Annotated in this window: 24 protein-coding genes and 1 pseudogene; 17 read left to right on the forward strand and 8 right to left on the reverse strand. The window is 53.3% G+C overall.

Annotation, left to right across the window (positions count from 1 at the left end):
- The first annotated feature begins 10 nt into the window (after positions 1-10).
- The 5 genes from speB to HS1genome_RS13315 all read left to right on the forward strand — a co-directional run bounded on the left by speB (position 11) and on the right by HS1genome_RS13315 (position 3,608).
- Positions 11-922, forward strand: coding sequence for an agmatinase (gene speB / locus HS1genome_RS07555; RefSeq protein WP_126450255.1), 912 nt, complete (start codon positions 11-13; stop codon positions 920-922).
- A complete protein-coding gene (locus HS1genome_RS07560; protein WP_126450256.1) occupies positions 919-1,602 on the forward strand; it encodes a creatininase family protein in 684 nt (227 codons plus the stop codon). The genes speB and HS1genome_RS07560 overlap by 4 nt, the downstream gene beginning before the upstream one ends.
- A 31-nt stretch (positions 1,603-1,633) precedes the next feature.
- Positions 1,634-2,386 carry an enoyl-CoA hydratase-related protein gene (locus tag HS1genome_RS07565; RefSeq protein ID WP_126450257.1) on the forward strand — a complete coding sequence of 251 codons (753 nt, stop codon included), beginning with the start codon at positions 1,634-1,636 and terminating at the stop codon, positions 2,384-2,386.
- Between the two features lie 22 nt (positions 2,387-2,408).
- A complete protein-coding gene (locus HS1genome_RS07570; protein ID WP_126451371.1) occupies positions 2,409-3,149 on the forward strand; it encodes an enoyl-CoA hydratase/isomerase family protein in 741 nt (246 codons plus the stop codon).
- A gap of 195 nt (positions 3,150-3,344) precedes the next feature.
- Complete coding sequence (locus tag HS1genome_RS13315; protein WP_373286788.1) at positions 3,345-3,608, forward strand: hypothetical protein; 264 nt, start codon at positions 3,345-3,347, stop codon at positions 3,606-3,608.
- Positions 3,609-3,800: 192 nt separating this feature from the next.
- On the opposite strand, the gene HS1genome_RS13320 is transcribed toward HS1genome_RS13315, so the two are convergent.
- Positions 3,801-4,028, reverse strand: coding sequence for a hypothetical protein (locus tag HS1genome_RS13320; RefSeq protein WP_373286787.1), 228 nt, complete (start codon positions 4,026-4,028; stop codon positions 3,801-3,803).
- 140 nt (positions 4,029-4,168) lie between these two features.
- On the opposite strand from HS1genome_RS13320, the gene HS1genome_RS13325 reads away from it, so the two are divergent.
- The gene (locus tag HS1genome_RS13325; protein WP_420877973.1) at positions 4,169-4,456 is read left to right on the forward strand and encodes a zinc ribbon domain-containing protein; all 288 of its coding nucleotides are present in this window, start codon (positions 4,169-4,171) and stop codon (positions 4,454-4,456) included.
- Positions 4,457-4,559: 103 nt separating this feature from the next.
- A complete protein-coding gene (locus HS1genome_RS07580; protein ID WP_126450258.1) occupies positions 4,560-5,438 on the forward strand; it encodes a mechanosensitive ion channel domain-containing protein in 879 nt (292 codons plus the stop codon).
- Here HS1genome_RS07580 and HS1genome_RS07585 read toward each other — a convergent pair.
- Positions 5,419-5,973: a DUF998 domain-containing protein gene (locus HS1genome_RS07585; RefSeq protein WP_126450259.1), complete on the reverse strand. Its 555-nt coding sequence runs from the start codon at positions 5,971-5,973 to the stop codon at positions 5,419-5,421. The two genes, HS1genome_RS07580 and HS1genome_RS07585, sit on opposite strands and share 20 nt — an antisense overlap.
- Before the next feature lie 70 nt (positions 5,974-6,043).
- Here HS1genome_RS07585 and HS1genome_RS07590 point away from each other — a divergent pair, with 70 nt between their 5' ends.
- The 4 genes from HS1genome_RS07590 to HS1genome_RS13190 all read left to right on the forward strand — a co-directional run bounded on the left by HS1genome_RS07590 (position 6,044) and on the right by HS1genome_RS13190 (position 8,312).
- Complete coding sequence (locus tag HS1genome_RS07590; RefSeq protein ID WP_126450260.1) at positions 6,044-6,835, forward strand: NAD+ synthase; 792 nt, start codon at positions 6,044-6,046, stop codon at positions 6,833-6,835.
- A gap of 72 nt (positions 6,836-6,907) precedes the next feature.
- A complete protein-coding gene (locus HS1genome_RS12200; protein WP_162299809.1) occupies positions 6,908-7,351 on the forward strand; it encodes a hypothetical protein in 444 nt (147 codons plus the stop codon).
- A complete protein-coding gene (locus tag HS1genome_RS07595) occupies positions 7,240-7,482 on the forward strand; it encodes an ArsR/SmtB family transcription factor (protein ID WP_126450261.1) in 243 nt (80 codons plus the stop codon). The genes HS1genome_RS12200 and HS1genome_RS07595 overlap by 112 nt, the downstream gene beginning before the upstream one ends.
- Before the next feature lie 611 nt (positions 7,483-8,093).
- The gene (locus HS1genome_RS13190) at positions 8,094-8,312 is read left to right on the forward strand and encodes a hypothetical protein (protein ID WP_126450262.1); all 219 of its coding nucleotides are present in this window, start codon (positions 8,094-8,096) and stop codon (positions 8,310-8,312) included.
- Here HS1genome_RS13190 and HS1genome_RS12025 read toward each other — a convergent pair whose 3' ends face one another.
- From HS1genome_RS12025 to HS1genome_RS07620, 5 genes and pseudogenes are all read right to left on the reverse strand, one after another.
- On the reverse strand, positions 8,313-8,450 hold the full coding sequence (locus HS1genome_RS12025) for a hypothetical protein (RefSeq protein ID WP_158613743.1): 138 nt from the start codon (positions 8,448-8,450) through the stop codon (positions 8,313-8,315).
- 24 nt (positions 8,451-8,474) lie between these two features.
- Positions 8,475-9,755 (reverse strand): annotated as a pseudogene (locus HS1genome_RS07605) (RNA-guided endonuclease InsQ/TnpB family protein); the annotation flags it as partial.
- On the reverse strand, positions 9,739-10,323 hold the full coding sequence (locus HS1genome_RS07610; RefSeq protein WP_126450263.1) for an IS607 family transposase: 585 nt from the start codon (positions 10,321-10,323) through the stop codon (positions 9,739-9,741). The pseudogene HS1genome_RS07605 and the gene HS1genome_RS07610, both read right to left, overlap by 17 nt.
- 40 nt (positions 10,324-10,363) lie before the next feature.
- Positions 10,364-10,840, reverse strand: a complete 477-nt coding sequence (locus tag HS1genome_RS07615; protein ID WP_126450264.1) for a trimeric intracellular cation channel family protein — start codon at positions 10,838-10,840, stop codon at positions 10,364-10,366.
- Entirely contained in the window at positions 10,837-11,145 is a 309-nt protein-coding gene (locus HS1genome_RS07620; RefSeq protein WP_126450265.1) for a hypothetical protein, read from the reverse strand. The genes HS1genome_RS07615 and HS1genome_RS07620 overlap by 4 nt, the downstream gene beginning before the upstream one ends.
- 150 nt (positions 11,146-11,295) lie before the next feature.
- Here HS1genome_RS07620 and HS1genome_RS12710 point away from each other — a divergent pair, with 150 nt between their 5' ends.
- Positions 11,296-11,625, forward strand: coding sequence for a hypothetical protein (locus HS1genome_RS12710; RefSeq protein ID WP_232018742.1), 330 nt, complete (start codon positions 11,296-11,298; stop codon positions 11,623-11,625).
- A gap of 120 nt (positions 11,626-11,745) precedes the next feature.
- Here HS1genome_RS12710 and HS1genome_RS07630 read toward each other — a convergent pair whose 3' ends face one another.
- Positions 11,746-12,846, reverse strand: coding sequence for a hypothetical protein (locus HS1genome_RS07630; RefSeq protein ID WP_126450266.1), 1,101 nt, complete (start codon positions 12,844-12,846; stop codon positions 11,746-11,748).
- A 79-nt stretch (positions 12,847-12,925) separates the two neighbouring features.
- Here HS1genome_RS07630 and HS1genome_RS07635 point away from each other — a divergent pair, with 79 nt between their 5' ends.
- From HS1genome_RS07635 to HS1genome_RS07655, 5 genes are all read left to right on the forward strand, one after another.
- Entirely contained in the window at positions 12,926-13,597 is a 672-nt protein-coding gene (locus tag HS1genome_RS07635; protein ID WP_158613744.1) for a carotenoid biosynthesis protein, read from the forward strand.
- Between the two features lie 963 nt (positions 13,598-14,560).
- A complete protein-coding gene (locus tag HS1genome_RS07640; RefSeq protein ID WP_229768238.1) occupies positions 14,561-15,466 on the forward strand; it encodes an ABC transporter ATP-binding protein in 906 nt (301 codons plus the stop codon).
- Complete coding sequence (locus HS1genome_RS07645) at positions 15,463-16,263, forward strand: ABC transporter permease (protein ID WP_126450269.1); 801 nt, start codon at positions 15,463-15,465, stop codon at positions 16,261-16,263. Before HS1genome_RS07640 ends, HS1genome_RS07645 begins: the two co-directional genes overlap by 4 nt.
- A 47-nt stretch (positions 16,264-16,310) precedes the next feature.
- Positions 16,311-16,622: a muconolactone Delta-isomerase family protein gene (locus HS1genome_RS07650; RefSeq protein WP_126450270.1), complete on the forward strand. Its 312-nt coding sequence runs from the start codon at positions 16,311-16,313 to the stop codon at positions 16,620-16,622.
- Between the two features lie 33 nt (positions 16,623-16,655).
- On the forward strand, positions 16,656-17,462 hold the full coding sequence (locus tag HS1genome_RS07655; protein WP_229768237.1) for an HpcH/HpaI aldolase/citrate lyase family protein: 807 nt from the start codon (positions 16,656-16,658) through the stop codon (positions 17,460-17,462).
- The last annotated feature ends 32 nt before the right edge of the window (positions 17,463-17,494 follow it).

The following is a 17,494-nucleotide window of genomic DNA, read 5'->3' on the forward strand; positions in this document are numbered from 1 at the left end:
AACTGAATACATGAGGCAGATAGACGCTCTTAAGTCTCCCAGGTTCGCACAGATATCTACCTTCGCAAGGTTACCGAGATGTTCGGATCCCTCAGAGGGAGCAGTGTTCGTAGGGGTCCCCTTCGACGACGCCACCACCTACAGGCCGGGGGCTAGGTTCGGTCCGTCGGGCATAAGAGACGGATCGAGGTTACTGCGCCCCTACAACCCGTTCCTGGAGGTTTACCCGTTCGATGAGCTTAACGCCTGTGACGCCGGGGACGTGGACACGGTCCCGGGACACATAGAGGACACAATGAGGGCCGTGGAGTCCTTCATGGGTCCCGTGTTTAAGGAGACGGTTCCCTTCGTAGCCGGGGGGGACCACTCCATCACTCTCTCCCTCCTAAGGTCCGTTCACGGGGCCCACGGTAAGGTCAACCTCATACACTTCGACTCCCACTACGACTTCTGGGACAACCACTGGGGCAAGAAGTACACCCACGGCACCTGGCTGAGGAGAGCTATTGAGGAGGGGCTAGTCAATAGGGTAATACAGGTGGGAATAAGGGGATCCGTTTACTCCCATCAGGATAAGGACGACGGAAGGAAGTTGGGAGTGACTTCCCTCGACGTTAGGGTCGTCAAATCTAATCTCCCTGCGACTCTAGAAGCCCTGAACTCCCTCTCAGGCAAGACCTACATCTCCTTCGACATAGACGCAGTGGACCCCGCCTTCGCCCCCGGCACAGGTACACCCGAAGTCGGAGGATTTACGAGCTACGAGGCACTAGAAATCGTTAGGTCCCTCAAGCTTCAGTTGGTCGGCTTCGACGTCGTAGAAGTTGCGCCTCCCTACGACGTTAGCGAGCTCACCTCGATGTTGGCGGCCAACCTCGTGTACGAGGCTATGAGTGTGGTCGCTAAGGGGAGGAAGAGGTGAGGCTCCTAGATGTGAAGAGGGACGAGGTGGGGGGAGTGGGGCTCCTTCCCACTGGGAGCCTTGAGCAACACGGCCCCCACCTCCCCATGGGGACGGACTGTATACTTTCCCAGTACGTGGCGGAAGAGGCCGCCAAGGAAGTTCCAGAGTCCCTCCTCTTTCCAGCCCTCTGTTACGGCGTTTCCCTGGAGCATCAGGGGTTTCCTTACGTTGGAGTGAGCGGGGAGACCTTCATGAAGTTGGTGAGGGAAGTGTTGGAGACCTCGACTTCAGCTGGGGTGAGGAGGACTGTGATAGTCAACGGGCACGGGGGAAACGAGCCCTACTTGAAGGTGGTACAGAGGGAGTTCAATTTCTCCCATAGAGAGGCCAAGGTCTACGTACATAATCTGGCGACCTACGGAGGCGACCTGCACGCAGGAGTCCGGGAGACCTCAGAGCTTTACGTTGTTAACAGGGAACTAGTGGATTCTGAAAGGATGAGGTCTGTGGATCCCTCCTTTAGGGAGGGAATCTTCGAGAGGCTCGGGGTCAAGGAGGCAACGAAGGACGGAGTGGCAGATTCGTCAGGTAGGTTGGTGGTGGACGAAGAGTTGGGGAGGAGGATGCTCAGGACGGACGTTCTCAGGGTCGTCTCCCTCGTCAGGGAGTTCTTAAAGGAGTTGAAAGGTACTGCGTGAAGGTTTTAACGAGACACTCTCATCACTATCCATGCAAACCTTGTCCTTGGAGAAGAAGGATGGGGTCTCCTTGGTGACGATGGCCAGGCCCGAGAGGAGGAACGCCTTGAACAAGCAGCTCAGAGAGGAGCTTTTAATGACGTTGAGGGAGTTGAACTCGGACCCGTCCACTAAGGTGGTCGTCCTCACGGGGTCTGGAGGGGCCTTCTCCTCTGGAGCAGACTTGGGGTCTGGAGGGACAGATGTAATGGAGGAGCTCGATAAGAGCTTCCACCCTATACTTAGAGAAATACGCTACTCCGATAAGATCTACGTGGCGGTAGTCGACGGCGTGGCCGCTGGAGCTGGGATGAGCCTAGCGATTGCCTGTGACCTGAGGTTTCTGTCCAAGGACGCGAGGTTAATCACGGCCTTTCACAGGATAGGCCTAGCTCCAGACACCGGCCTGACCTATATCCTGTCTAGATTGATTGGGGCTAGGGCCTATAAGTTGCTCTTAGTGGGAGGCGAACTCTCCGCCCAGGAGGCCGAATCGTTGGGACTGGGGAAGGTCGTGGAGGACCCCCTGAGCTCAGCCCTCTCCTTCGCCAGGGAGGTCGCGGCGGGACCTCTGAGGTCCTACGCGGCGAGCAAGAGAATGCTCAACCTCTCCCTATTTCCCGACCTAGATCGGTTCCTAGAGTACGAGGCAATGCTTCAGGCCTCGTTGTCCAAGACCGAGGACTTCAGGGAGGGTGTCAGGGCCTTCCTAGAGAAGAGGACACCGAAGTACAGAGGTGAGTGAGTTGCCGACAGTAATCAAGGAAATGGTGGAGCAGGTCGCAGTGTTCAGGCTCAATAGGCCCCACAAACTGAATGCCATCAACATGGAGATGGTGGACGAGTTGGTGGCCGCCTTCACCGAGGTGGAATCCAACCCGTCGGTGAGGGTAGTTGTGGTCACCGGAAACGGGAGGGCCTTCTCGGCTGGAGCGGACGTCGGAGAGATGTCCTCCATGAGGCTGGAGGACGTGGTGAGGAGAGGGCACGCCCCGCTCTGGGAGAGGATGCGCACCTTCAGGAAACCGATAATAGCTGCCGTCAATGGTGTGGCGGCAGGAGGGGGGCTGGAGCTAGCGATGGCTTGCGACATAATCCTAGCGGCGGAGAGTTCCTTAATGGGACAACCCGAGATAAACCTCGGACTTATCCCGGGGGCGGGAGGAACTCAAAGACTTACTAGGACTATAGGAAAGTACAAGGCCATGGAACTCGTGCTAACGGGAAAGTTGATCTCGGCGAGGGAGATGGAGAGGTTGGGATTAGTCACGAAGGTGGTTCCTGATAGTTGGCTAATGGACGAGGCCTTGAGGATAGCTAAAGAAATCGCCTCTAGGTCCCCCTTCGCAGTAGAACTCGCCAAGGAGGCGGTGAACAGGGCCATGGAAACTACGTTGTCCCAGGGGCTGGAGTTGGAGAGGAAGAATTTCTACGTCGCCTTGGCTTCGGATGACGGAAAGGAAGGAATGAGGGCATTCCTAGAGAAGAGGAGGCCGAAATGGACGTAATCCCATCCGATTACCCCCCTACGAGTTGGATGACCGGCTGGTGAGACTTTCCTCCGTTTGCGCTTTCCACCGCCCTCTAAAAACACTGGCTTTATGTGACCCTTCTTTACAAAATAGGTGGCGGAAAGCCTCGCCTCTCTGAAGCAGGGACGGATAGCTCCCCATTTAAATATTAGTTTTCCTAAATTTCCTTAGATGCCCAGGAGGGTTGAAGGATCGGAGCCACGATCTCGACGGAGATCCCCCTCGGAACCCCTCCTAGTCCTCGTGAACGACTACGTCGAAGCGACGCGTTTCACCCTTTTCGGTTTAAAGGAGAACTTCTCAGATCCAGAAGAGAAGGGAGTGTTAGGAAGAGTCCACGGAGATCTGTACACTACGTTGAGGGAGGAATTCAACCTACCTTCAAAGGTCGCTGAGGATTGTTATAGGGATGCCCTCTTAATGTACGATGGTTGATGTAATAATCCCAAAGAAGGGTAGGTTTCCGAGAGTTTATAAACTCACGGTTTGGTTAACCCAAAAACGAGTTATAATGTGGACTTAGAGAATATCAGTGTGAAGATTGCTAGTGTTGGCGAGCTCCAAACCTCGACCCGAGGAACTCGAGCGGTACTCGACGCGGGAGAGGAGGTAGGCCAGACTCCTAGTTCAGGACGGGAAGGCCTCCGATAGGGGAAGGTAACCCGAGTCGAGCGTCGCCGTAGACGCGGCCGAAGTCGTCGGTACGACACCCGACACTTCCACCCACCCCTCCGCGACGCCCACAGCTGGAAGTCCTCGGCCGAGGACCTGCGGAAGAAGTACACCACCTGAACGGACGGATCCTCCGCAGAACTCCACGCACGAGTAAGGAAGATCTCGGAGGATGGCCAGCAAAGGGGAAGTGGATCGTCGAGGACGGTGCAAAAGTCGAGCTGGAGTTACCTCGAGGACCTCATTGAGATTGTGGACAAACTGTCGAGAGGGTTTCGCGATGAACTCTAACTTGATGCGGTACGGTCTTTTGCTGTATTGGACTGTATGGTAGGCGAGAAAGCACGGTTGTTGAGTTCGTTAGTCCCAAGCACTCTCCAGTTTCTTGTCCCAAATGCGGGCAGAAAACGAGGGAAGTTGGTTATCGTTGGTTTAAGTGTACTTGCGGTCGCGAGGACGACCACGACGTCGTAGCGGCGAACTTGAACAGGAGGGGTTCTCCGATCTCCTCGACCACCCCTCGGGGATGTACCCCTAATCGATGGAGGGAACCCTTCAGGGCGAGGAGGAAGTCAGGTAGCTTTGTAGTGCCCTATTTAGGATATTCCTAGTTTTTGGCAAACTTGCTTAGGCTTCAGCACCATAATTGAATATACATGTAACGAACTCGCCGTCGATGCACGGTTTAATACCCTCGGCGTAGTGTGAGCTTCCATGTCAGCTTCCTCTAGTTCCATGAGGAATCAACTCATAAAGATCTTCCTAGCCATAGTGGCGACGGCCGTGGTAGCTTACTTCGTGAGGTTCCTCTTACTTCAGTTTCTTCCGAAGTACTCAGTCTACGTGCAGGACGCGATAAACGCCGTCCTAGTGGGACTAGTTGGATACGTCGTAGTAAGTATAGTCCTATACGTCTTCAGGCAGGCCGTCACACCTAAGATGACCAAGGCGGCGGCCCACGTCCTAGAACTCGCAATGGAGGTTCTCCTTTACACCCTCCTAGTTATGGCAGTTCTGTCCGCTCTGGGAGTAAACCTCACGGGAGCAGCCATAGGAGGTGCTGTCGTGGGTATCGCCGTTGGACTAGCGGCACAGACCATACTCAACAACCTCCTCTCAGGTTTCTTGGTGTCTCTTAGCAAGACCCTGGCCCCCGACGATCCGGTGATAGTACAGTCGTGGATTTGGAGCCCTCCTGTGATAGGTAAGGTGCAGAGAGTGTCCACACTCTTCACCGACGTCCTCACCGTAACTGGTAACGTAGTCAGGCTCCCGAACTCGGCCTTCCTCGGAAACGCCACCTTCACAAAGCTGGAGGGTACGAACTCCCTATCCTACACTTACCAAGTAACTGTGCAGGCTGACGTCCCAGCTAAGCAGGTGTTGGAGAAAGTTAGTAAGTCCCTAGAGGACTCCTTTAAGGGACAGAAACTTCCGGCCCCAGAGATATACTTCTCATCTAAGGCAGGGACGACCAACGTTTTCACGGTGGTGATTCACATGGACGTAATAGAGAGGCTAAACCAGCTGGTAGACCTAGTGAACAGGTCCTTCGACTCGGCCTACTGGGACACTAAGTCCCAGCCCAAGTGAGCCACGCCGCGAACGCCAGTCCCCACCACAGGATCGGAAAGGCTATGAACCTCTCTACCCCTCCAGGACCAAGCGGACCGTAGTTGTGGGAGGCGAAGAAGACGAGGGAGACTAAGGACACCCCGCCAGCCACCGGTCCCAGTAGGCGAAGCGGGCCTCTGCTCACCTTGACACTGTAGATCGCCGCCAAAGAACCGAAGAGGAAAGTCAAGAAAGCCGAGAAAGTGTGGGGCTCACCTGTGGTCTCTGGGAACAGCCCCACACCTAACGACCCCACACCCGCTATCCCCAACAAAACTGGGAAAGGCAGGTTCCTAAGTACTTTGCGCAGAGCTACGGCCCCTGCAATTAGGCAGAGTCCCAATATTAGGATGGAACTGTTGAATATGGGTGCCGTCGACCCCACACCTAGGTCGCTTATGTAGTTCCTGGTGAGGCTGTAGGATGGGTAAAGCTCCTCAGCCAAGAGGGTTAGGGAGAGGAACTGAAAAACTCCGAGAGAGACAATCCAACTCGCTACCTTACCCCAATTCACGAGGTCCTAGACTACCTTAAGTATAAAGGATTTAAGGAATCTTTTTATAAGGTGAACTGAAATATACTTCGTGTCCTTAACTCAAATATCGATACTCCCTAGCTTGGATCTCTCCAAGGTGAGGAACTCCCTAGTGGGGCAGCTTAGGGACTACATACGCTCCTCAGGGAGGAGAGGGGGAGTAATGGGACTGAGCGGCGGGGTAGACTCCTCAGTTACCGCTGCCCTACTCTCAGAGGCCACTGAAAACAACTTCTTCCTGATAATGCCCTCTAGGAGCACTCCACCGCGGGACGTGGAGGACGCCCTTTCCCTAGTGAGGAAGCTGGGAGCGGAGAATAGGTACGCCTACGTGGAGATAGACGACGTCGTAGACTCCCTCGCGTCCAAGGTGGGCACCAGTGACAGGGTAGTAGTGGGCAACATGAAGGCCAGGGTGAGGATGACCCTACTCTACGCCTACGCCTCGAAGCTGGACTACTTGGTGGTGGGTACAGGGGACAAAAGCGAGTTACTCTTGGGGTACTTCACTAAGTACGGAGACGGAGGGGTCGACGTCCTCCCGATAGGAGGGCTCTACAAGACTCAGGTGAGGTCTCTGGCAAGGTTCCTAGGCCTTCCAGAGTCCATCGTCTCCAAGCCTAGCTCCCCTGCCCTCTGGGAAGGTCAGACTGCAGAGGGCGAGCTGGGAATAGGTTACGAGGTGGCGGACCCCATACTTTACCTCCTCATTGACAACGGTATGTCTGTGAGGGACGTGGCTTCAACCTTGGGGGTAGGTGAAGACATTGTGTCCAAGGTGTGGTCTATGGTAAAGTCTTCTGAGCACAAGAGGACCTCCCCCGTCATATTCAGTCCATAACTGAACCTATTTTAGTCAAATTTTTTCATAATAGTTAGAAACTTTATATCCCCGGCTTAGTGCAAGGAGTGTATGATGTCCCAGAGGGGAGGAGCACTTGGTCTGGTGATCCTGGTGCTGCTTCTGGCACTCTTGATCGTCGCTCTCATATCTCCAATATTCCTACTCGGCTCGGTTCCTCTCGCCCTAGGTGTGGGATCCCAAGATAAGTACGGCATTCCCCTGGGAGCCGTGTCACTACTGGCTTACTTCCTTCATGGCGTTTACTACGTCCTTGCGGTCTCTCTGATGATAGGTGTGGTCGCCTTGGTTCTACTGAAGTACGTGAGATCTAGAGCGTTCTACTGTCTAGATCGCCCCTTTCTACTGCTCAGGTTTATGGTTATAGGGTACTGCTGCAGTTTATGGGGAGGCGTCTCGAGAGGAAAACAGAGTGCAGCACGAGGCAATACATCCTTTCTCTACTTGAATCCGGGCCGGCCTCGGCCTACTCACTCAGCAAAGTCACTGGGCTGAATTACTGCACCGTCAGGTATCATTTGGACGTCCTAACTCGAGAGGGCCTGGTGGTGCCCACGAGGTCGGGGCAGGTGACTCTCTACAGGAAGGCGAAGGTCCTCCCGTCCGCGGGAGTCAACAATTGGTGACCAACTACAGGACGGCCAAACCCGAGGAGACTCGGATTCGCTAAACCTGCAAATCGAAGGCCCGAACTTAAGCAAAACCCTGGCCGACGGTAGCGAGGAGCCTCTTTTCGGCTCCCGTGGATCGCTCGCCACGAACGAAGGAACTTGAAGGCTCGTCCTAAACTACCGACAGAAGGTGGCTAAGCGTAGGGGTGGCTCTCGCCCCGGGGTGAGTAGGTCCGAACGATAGTAGGTAAGAGACCGAGGAGTCTCAGGTCCTCCCTTACATGGAGTCGTCCTCTACTAAATCTCTCTGAGACCAGTACCTAGCGCTCCGATAAAAGGAGTTTAATCGAGGGCACAGAAGAAGGACCCTCGATTCACCCTTTCATGAGCGACCTCATCCCGATCCTGGAAGGCTAGATCGCAAGAAGTCTAGTCTCAACCATTTAAGGAAAAGGGAGTAAGCGCCACCGCCAACGTTCTAGCTCAGGTTACAAAGTCGGGGGTTGAGGGGCGGAAAGTCTCGCCCTTCACGGCGGGGACGGACAGCCCCCTCATATTTATACTTCTTTGTGAAATTTCTCTTAGTGGTACTAACGACGCTCCTCCCCAGCTCGATCTAAGGTTTAATGGGACTGTGGGAGGAGCAAGCAGCGGCTTCAATTTCCTTTAAGGGACTAGACGTAATGGGTGAAAGTCCCCTCCTCTTCAGATGGGAGTGGATCTCTGATCCACTCGACTGCCCACCAGATGAGGGATGTAAACCCGAATCAATGGTGGGAACGACGAGCCCTCTGGGAGGGAACCCTCGTCCCTTCCAGGGCGGGGAGGAAGTCAGTCAACTCTAACTAGCCTGACCTAGGTAGTTCCCATTTACCTCGTATGGCCGCTACCCTCAAACCGAAGGTGAGCAGTGCAGTCACAGTCGAAGCCAAGGTGTCCCCGAGTCCCACGGCCCTGATGGAGAAGTAAGCTAACGTTCCCAAGATCGCCGCAGTGGGGTTTGGGCTTCATAGGATTTCGTAATATTTAATATCAATCCTCAGCCCTTGGGCTTCACCAGAGTCCCGGGATAACCCGTTCACACCCCTCCGCCCCTTTAGCGGGGTAACCCCGACCCACACCCGCGGTATTTCACGGACGTGGGGAAACCCGCACATCCTGAGGTAGATATTCAGTGATGCGTTTAGTTGTCTGTCTAGGGTGAACCCGCACCTCTCACACCTGAAAGTCCTGCCGACCTTTCGGGAAACCCATCCACATCTGGGGCAGGACTTAGACGTGAGGTACGGGCTCACCTCCTTAACGAAGGAACCATAAATGGGAGCCTTGTATTTTAGAACGCGATGAATTGACCTCCATACAGTCTTTGAAATCTTCTTAGAAAGGGAATCGTTAGCATCTCTAAACATTGATTGCTTGTTTAACTTCTCAACTGCGAACGCAGTCAAGGGATACATTTCCAGTAAACTGTTCACGAACTTGTGAACGTAATCTAGTACACGGTTCTTTTCACGATGAGAATACTTCTCCATCAACACTTTCCCTTTCTTACTGTGCTTAGAAGTGAACGATTGTATTTTACTCCTCTTCAGCTGCATACCATACTTCAGACTGTATAACTCCTTAAGAGAGATTGTAACGAACTTCTCTCCATCATAAGCGTCCAGTGTGTATAAGTTACTGTCAATTGAAATGAAATCGATAGGACTACTCCATGATAGTTTATAACGGAAGGGTAGGTAGACCTCGTCCTCCTTGATTATGGGTTCACCTAATTCTAGCCATTTAACCCTCTTGGAGAACCACGTGTGAGACCATGAGAATGTAATGTACTCGTAAGGTCTCACAGTAATCCTTACGCTCTCACCCTCAACCTTCCTAAGCGTCGACTTCACCCTAACGTAAACCCTCTTCAGTCTAGGTTTCCTCAACGATCGTCCCTTCTCGGCCCTCCTCCTCCAACTCTTCAGTGTAGAGTAAGCGTCGTTTATTGCCTCGTCAACGTAGTGGGAAGCTAGTACGTTGATCTCCTCAAGCTCGTCCCTCAACGTCTTGTACACCTCCTTTTTCTTAGGCAAGGTTACTTTGACGTTCGTGGCTTTCTCGCCTTTCTTCACTTCTTTCCTCTCAACTTTCACCCTCTCCCATAACCAGTCTAATGCTTTCTGTAGTAGGACTTTGTAGTTTTCTAATAATACTCTGCTCTCCTCCTTCCTATCATTCTTTACGGAGTAAGTTAGGTAAACGTACTCCTCCTCTGGCTGAAACGATTTAAGCCTTGAGCTCTTCGACGCACTTCCTCACCTTCTCGTACCCATGACTCCCCATTCCGTACAGTTTTCCACTGAACGATACCAGTATGGAGATCAGGTCTTCCATCAGTTCCTGCTCGGGTGTTTCGTCCTCCTTATTAAGAACGACTATCTCACAGTTGTGTGCTTTGCATACCTCCTCAATTATCTCCAAGCCGAATCTTACCAGTCTGTCTGGGTAAGCTATGACTACCTTTGATACTTCGTTGTCTAGTATCATCCTCAATAACTTGAGGAATCCCCTCCTCTTCACGTTTAGTCCAGAACCTACGTCAGTTATTACCTGGTCGTAATCCTTAACGTTCTCCTCTAGGTATTTAACTTGGTTTACCAACTCGTCCTTCTGTGTGCTTGATGATACCCTAGCGTATAATACTACTTTCCTCTTCCTAACGATCCCCATCAACTTCTCTACGTCCTCCTCTCTGAACCTCCACTTTCCAGTCTCCAGTACTACTGGTTTGATGTAACCCTTCTTTACGTATTCTCTAAGCGTCGCATAGGATATCCCTAAGCGTTGGCAGACTTCCTTAGGCCTTAGCATTGTATAATAGTTTATGATGAAATAATATAAACTTTACGGTTTATCGGAAACTGTTGTCAACGGCGTAGAACTCCCTCACCAGAACAGAGGGAATTTCGTTGGCGAGGATGTCCCTGAGCGCTCCTCCTCCCACTGCGGTGAGCGTGCCCACCATAATTACCAACAATGGATTTGGGCTGGTGGAGTAAGCTAGCGATGCTCCCGATGATGAGAAAGCTCCTAAACCTACGGCGTCGGCGTAAAGTAGCGGCGTCCTCAGCTTCTCTATTTCCTTGTGAAAGTAAAAGGCCAAGACGCTCGCTGCTAAGGCTAGGGCGGGGTAGGGGATGTAGGTGAGGTTGGTGGGGGGAGTTCTCCCTAGCAAAACGTCCGCGATTATTCCGCCGGCCAGGGCAGAGGAGAACCCGAGGACGAGCGCGCCCAGCAGATCCATCCTCTTTTCGACTGCCTTGGTGGCGCCCGCAACAGCGAACGCCACTATCCCCACTGCGTTAGTGACCTCCAGGATCACGTTCACATCTTACCTTCAAGGCGACGGGTAAAAACGTTCACTCCCTCTGCTTGGGGACGTCGCTCTCGTGAACCTCGTAGTTCCTCTGTCTTAGTCCAGACAATATTCCAATGAGGATAGAAAACCGCCGCCGAGATGATAGCCACTATCGCTGTCGCCCAGTAGTACGGTGTGACGTTGAGGGCCCCGTCGCTTCCCAGGTAGACCATGACCGTCAGGAACGCTATGTAAGCTACATACCAAAGCGAATCCAGTAGACCCTCCTTAGCTTTGAAGAGTATTCCGAATAGAATTGACAAAAAAGAGGACAAGCCTCGCCCCTTCTAGGGGCGGGGTAAAGCTTAAAATCTCCGAATGTTTAAATTTTTTGTAGAATAAAACGTGTCCCCGTAAGGGGATGCCCGACAAGGGCTCTACACATCCCTGAGTCCCTAAGAACCGTGGGTGGAGGGCTCCCCACGGTGAGGGATAGGGGTAACGGGCTGAAGGCCCAGCCCGCGGTCTACCGCTGGATGAACAGAGCGGGGTGGGTGTTATACACACCCACTAGCTATGAAGTGATGAAAGTGAAGGCGGTAAACCACAAACCTATGATCCGCCTAAGGGAACCCTCGCCCTTTAGGGCGGGGAGGAGGTCAGTGAAGAATATCGCAGTGGCTACCGCACTCGACAAACCGATGACCAATAGACCCCCCAGTCCGATCTCCTTCTTAAGGGCCTTCGGCTCCCCCGAGTTAGGCTCTCTTGCTGACACGGCCCAGGTCGTTTTTCACTATCCTTTAAATGTTTAAGTTTCATAATGCTTTATATTGTAACAAATGATTAAATATTGTCAACACCTGTATCAAATTTCACACGGAGCTAAGTTCCATAAGTCGATGAACCCTCTTCCTTCCAGGGCGAGGAGGAAGTTAGGGGTAAATCAAAAGGAAGGCGGTTCTCGTCCCAGTTTGTGTGGAGTAACCTGAGGCGTAGACAGTACCCCCACTTACCTGCACGTCCGTTATGGAGGAGTTGACGGCCGTGAACACAGTCCTCATTCGTGTCAGGGAATGTCCCACTAGTAGGACGGCCCCCTCACGAGGTGATGACGTGGGGGAGTTGAAAGGTACCCTGAGCGCCACCGCGTAAGTGCCCTGGCCGTACCCGAGCGCCGTTACGAAACCCAGTTCGTAGGTCAGTTTAACAGGCTCCACTCCGCTCGAGTTCACCGTAGCTAAGTATGTGTAGAGCACTAAGCTCCCACCTTGATTTCCGAACTTCACTCCTCCCACCATCCAACCTCCTGGAGTGGCAGCCGAGGCCAAGATCACTCCTGGGAATCCTAGGGAGATGTTAACGAAGTTGCCGTCGAAGGTAGCGAGGGTAGCGTTGATATTTCCTCCTCCCACCAGGAACTCTTCTCCGGACGTCGATAGCGCGTCCAAGGTGTCAGCGGCCCCCAGCGGTCTAAATGGCTCGGGTAACTTCGGCGTGAGATCCACTAAGGTTCCGTTGTAGATCAAAAGGAACGGGTACTGGAGTCCCCTCTGATTGAACCCGAAGGTGAAGGCCGTGCCACCTATCAGCCACCCTTCGCCGTAGGGCTCGGCGAAGTAAGCCTGCCCAACCTGGTAGAAACTTGGTAGTAGACTGGTGAGGTTTATCAGCTTTCCAGCGGACAATAAGAATACCCTGGAGTTTAGCGAAGAGTTGGTGTACTGGGCTCCCGCTATCATGTACGTTGAGCCGTTGAACGAAACATCGTAAATGGACCCGTTGGGGATGGAAACAGGCAGAGGAACGAAGGAGTGATTACTCACGTAATATATCCCTGCTAACCCGATCGACTGTGAGCCATCTATCACTACTCCACCTAGGAGGAGCCTCCCCCCACCTAGGTTCTGAACAGAGTTTATCTGGGAAAGCTGAGGGACTTGGAGCTGGATGAGTTTCGAGGGTTCCCTTAAGTAAGCGAAGGCCACTAGGGCCAGTGCCACTAGGACGATCGCCGCGACGACGTACCACTTCACGTCTGCCTTGTCTGTTGCTGGGTTAAAATCAGTTTTCTGAAGAGCTCTACCTATTAGTCAAATCGTCAAACTGTCGTCCGTGAAGAGGGAAATTCTCGCGGCTTCCGTGCTCGCGGTAGGCGAAGTGACTTCCCTACCGGCCTTCCTCGTGCTCGGCCCACTGGCGGTTGTTCTAGTGTGTACCGTCGATAGGAGGTTGTGGAAGGTTCCTGTCACTGCCGCTTTGGTGGGCTTCCTAGCTGAATTGGCCGGAACTAGGACTGGAGTTCCCTTCGGGCCCTATCACTACAATTCACCCTTCACCCACCTCGCGGTCCTAGGCGTACCTCTCCCTGTGGTCGACGCATGGTCCGTGTTCCTGTTGACCTCTTACTTAGCCTCAGCGGGCGTGGAGAGGCAGAGTTGGATTGTGGGAGCGCTCCTGGCCACCCTCTTGGACCTCTCGGTGGATCCCGTCATGGTGTCTGCCGGCTTCTGGAGTTGGAGAAGGGTAGTTGGACCGACATGGTTCGGGGTACCTTGGACGAACTACGTTGGATGGTTCATCGTCTCCTTGCTCGCTCTCCGGATCTCGAGGACGAGAAACCTGAAAGTCGATGCTAGGCCGTTCGTCTTCCCTTACCTAGCTCTCCCCATGAGTTTCGCCGTCTCTGCGAAGCCTCAGTTGAGGGAACCACTGTATCTGGCGGCGGCGATCGTGATCCTGTCGATCGTTTTCCTTTGGCTTTCCGCCTACAAAAGAGGGGGTTGAGTGGGCTGAAAAGCCTTCTGTCGGGACTCTCATACGAATACTTGTTTTCCACGTGCTATTCTTATCGACGCTATCGACCCTCCTCAGCTGGATCGAGGATTCGACGAAACTGAGATTTAACCCTATGGGGGTTAAGGGGGTCCCCTTCCGTGAGGACTGATACCCTCTTATAAAAACGTTAATGAAGCTCCAACGTCTTCTAGACCTAACTGAAAGAGCTGGGTCGCACCCTCTGGACTGGGGGAACTCACGCCCGTGGAGAGGAAACCCTCCGCGATCCCCCTTCCGTACTGTTCACAGAAAGGTTCCACTGAACCTCCGCTACGTAAGGAGATCGAGGTTCCTCCGAGGTGCGGGACTCACCGCGAGGACGCCCCGTCCGTGATGGCGGGGTAGTTCACGGAGTATCACTATGGTTCTTTCCTTCCATGGGATCTTGAGGTACTCGACGAGGATCCCTCCTTTCGTAGGGGGAGCTCCGGCGTCCCCTACCGTTCCCTCCAGAGATGTATCCCGAACCCACGGTGGGAAAGATCAACCCTAGAAGGGGGAAACCCTTCCAGAGCTAGGAGGCATTGGAAAAGATCCAAAGCCTCTCCTTTCTAGAGGATAAGGTGATATAAACGTCCCTTGAAAATCTTTTCAGCGACGCTGAGGCCTGGGCTAGATTTGAGGAAGGGATTCATAGAGAGGCTCGTCTCCTAAACTAAATCAAGATTCTGGGAGAACCACCACTCGATACGTGTATCTCGGCACCCGACGATCTAACTGAGACCTAAAACCAGAACCCACTGAACTCTGGAAGGGAACGCTAGACTGCGGGGATGGAGCAAGAATATAGGACTCCACTAAGTTGTCTGTTGACGCTAAACAATACGGTTAAAATACATCAGCAAGTAGTAATTCGTGAACCCGTTGTTTTCTTGGGGGTGACCTAGGTCGCACTCGATCGAAGTTCTGGATGTGTCCAAGGAATTCAGAACTAAGGGAAGTTCCTTGTGGGCCCTCAGGGACGTGAATTTGAAAGTGGATGGTTCGGCGGTGGCGGTAATAGGTCCCAACGGAGCAGGGAAGACGACACTAATAAAGGTGATCGCCACGCTCGTGGAGCCAACTACTGGTGACGTGCTGGTGAACGGACTCAGCGTCAGGAGGAAAGCTAGAGAAGTCAGGAGACAGATCGGATTAATGACGGTGAGTGACAGGGTTTTCTACTTCAGACTCACCGGGTTCGAGAACTTGGTCTTCTACGCCTCTCTCTACGATCTATCCCTCTCCGAAGCGAAGTCAAGGGCTAGGGAATTGATCTCTATAGTCGGCCTAGATGAGTGGGGTGATGTGCAAGTGATGAAGTACAGCCTCGGGATGATGAGGAGGTTGGCCCTCGCTAGGGCCCTCCTACACGATCCATCTGTGCTCCTATTGGACGAACCGACTCTAGGGGTAGACGTGGTGTCGGCCAGGAAGATGAGGGAACTGGTCAGAGAGCTAAGCAGGGACAGAGCGGTTCTGTTCACGAGCCACTACATGAAGGACGTAGAGGAGATAGCTTCCTACATCTACGTCATAAAGGAAGGAAGGATAGTGGAGAGTGGCACGCCTTCGTCCTTGAAGTCCAAGTACTCCATGCTGGAAGCGGCGGTCTCTAGAAACTCCCTCCCAGAGCAACTCTGGAGGTACGTCGTGGAGGAAAGAGACGGGAGCCTGATACTCAGGGCACCTCAACAGGAGCTGGAGAACTTGGATGTGGAGTGGAAGAGGAAGGTAGAGACGTCCCTAGAGGACGTCTACGTTGCACTAGTGGGGGAAGGGAAAATGGACGTCAGGCTCTACCAGAACAGGAGGAGAGGTGGCTGGACACGTCAATGAGAGCTAGGCTCTACGCTTTCCTCTACCTAAGGGGTTTCAAGATATGGTACAGCTACAAGACTCAAATGGTGCTGAACGTATTGAGCTGGGTCCTTCCAGTCTTTACATACTACTTCGTTGGGACATCCCTTGGGAGAACGTTGGTCTCCTCAACTGGAGTCACGAACTACACGGCCTTCATTGTGGTGGGACTAGCATTCCAGGGCTACGTGTCCTCCGTCATAACCACTCTGAGCCAACGGATAAGGAACGAGCAGCTCTACGGGACTATAGAGTACTACCTACTATCACCCCTCAACGTGACTGGCTTCCTCCTTTACTCCGCGCTTTGGGGGTTCACACTGAACACAGTTAACGCAATCGTAATATTGGCGGCGGGACTCGGACTGGGGGTACGATACGCAGTAACGGATCTCCCTATGACCCTCCTCATAGTGGGCGAGCTCATCCTGTCTACCCTCGGCCTCGCCATGATAGCTGGCGGAATCTCGGTGGTAGTTAAGGCGGGAAACCCCATATCTTTCTTCTTTTCCACCTTCACCTCCCTGATGTCTGGAACGGTCTTTCCCGTCACCGTCCTGCCGTACGCTGTGAGACTAGTGAGTTACGCCCTCCCCTTAACTTGGGCGCTCGAAGGTCTCAGGGACACATTGCTTCTGGGAGCTTCCGTGGCGTCAGTTTTGAGGATAGTGGAAGTCCTGGCCCTCTTCGACGTCGTGCTCCTTCCTCTCGGCGTCGCTGTGTACCATTGGTGCTTCGAGCTGGCTAGGAGGAACGGAACGCTGGGAGAATATTGATGTGGCTCGAAGCAAACTAATATTAACCTTAAGAACACAACTCAACTATGTTGTTCCTTCTTTGGTTCAAAATTTCTCAGCCCCACAACCTGGATCAGAGGGGGCTAATGTCTGTCTGGAGGAGGGAGGCTGAGGCTGCCTTGCCGGCCGTTAAGACGGGAAAGGTGAAGGCACTGTATAAAGTGAGCGGGAGGAGGGAGGTGGTGGCCGTAGTCGATGTGGAGTCCCACGAGGAGCTGGACGAACTCCTGGAGGGGTTGCCAATAGTGAGGGAACTGGGACACTCCGTGACCGTGGAGGTGCACGCAATTCACCCTTACGAGAACTTCTATGAGCTGACTAAGAAGCTTTCAAGTTGATGGTTATTTAGCCTATCCGCCTATTTTTTCGTTGTGAGAAGCCAACTCTACGTTCCTGGGAACAACGAGAAGATGATCAGGAAGTCCACTCAGCTCCCGGCAGACTCTGTAGTACTGGATCTGGAGGATGCGGTTCCTAACGTCGAAAAAGCTAAGGCCAGGGATCTCCTCTCGTCCCTGTTTTCGGAGCTAGACTGGGGGAAGAGGAGGGTCTGCGTCAGGGTTAACCCCACTTACACGCTCCACTACTACGATGACGTCAAATGGGTGGTCTCCCAAGACAAGGTCACCTGCCTCTTAGTTCCCGAGGCGGAAGACGGTCTATCTTCCCTGCATAGGGCCACCGGGAAGGATGTGGAGCCCCTGATCGAGACTGCCCGTGGGCTCCTCAAGGTGCAGGACATAGTCAGAGAAGAAGGTGTGTTCGCGGTGTCCTTCGGCTCGGCTGACCTAGCCCTCTCCATGAACGGAGACCCTTCAGTCCTGGGGACAAACCAGTATATCCGTACTGCGGTAGTCGCAGCCGCTAGGGCCTACGGGGTGGAGCCTCTGGACAGAGTCTTCTTCGATCTCAGGGACTTGAGCGGATTCGAGTCCGAGTGTAAGAGCGCCAAGTCCATGGGTTACTCTGGAAAACAGGTTATCCACCCAGTTCAAGTGGACGTCGCCAACAAGGTGTTCTCACCCACGGAGGAGGAGGTGAGGTGGGCCAAGAAAGTGGTTGATATCTACGAGTCACGTTCAAGGGAAGGTAAGGGGGCTTTGAGGATCGACGACAGGCTAGTGGACGCCGTCCACTATAGGATGGCCAAGAGGATCCTGGATTCGTTAGGGGGATAGGGGGCCCAAACGTTCTTAACAGGGTAACTCCA

Source organism: Sulfodiicoccus acidiphilus (genome assembly GCF_003967175.1).
Classification (GTDB): Archaea; Thermoproteota; Thermoprotei_A; order Sulfolobales; family Sulfolobaceae; genus Sulfodiicoccus; species Sulfodiicoccus acidiphilus.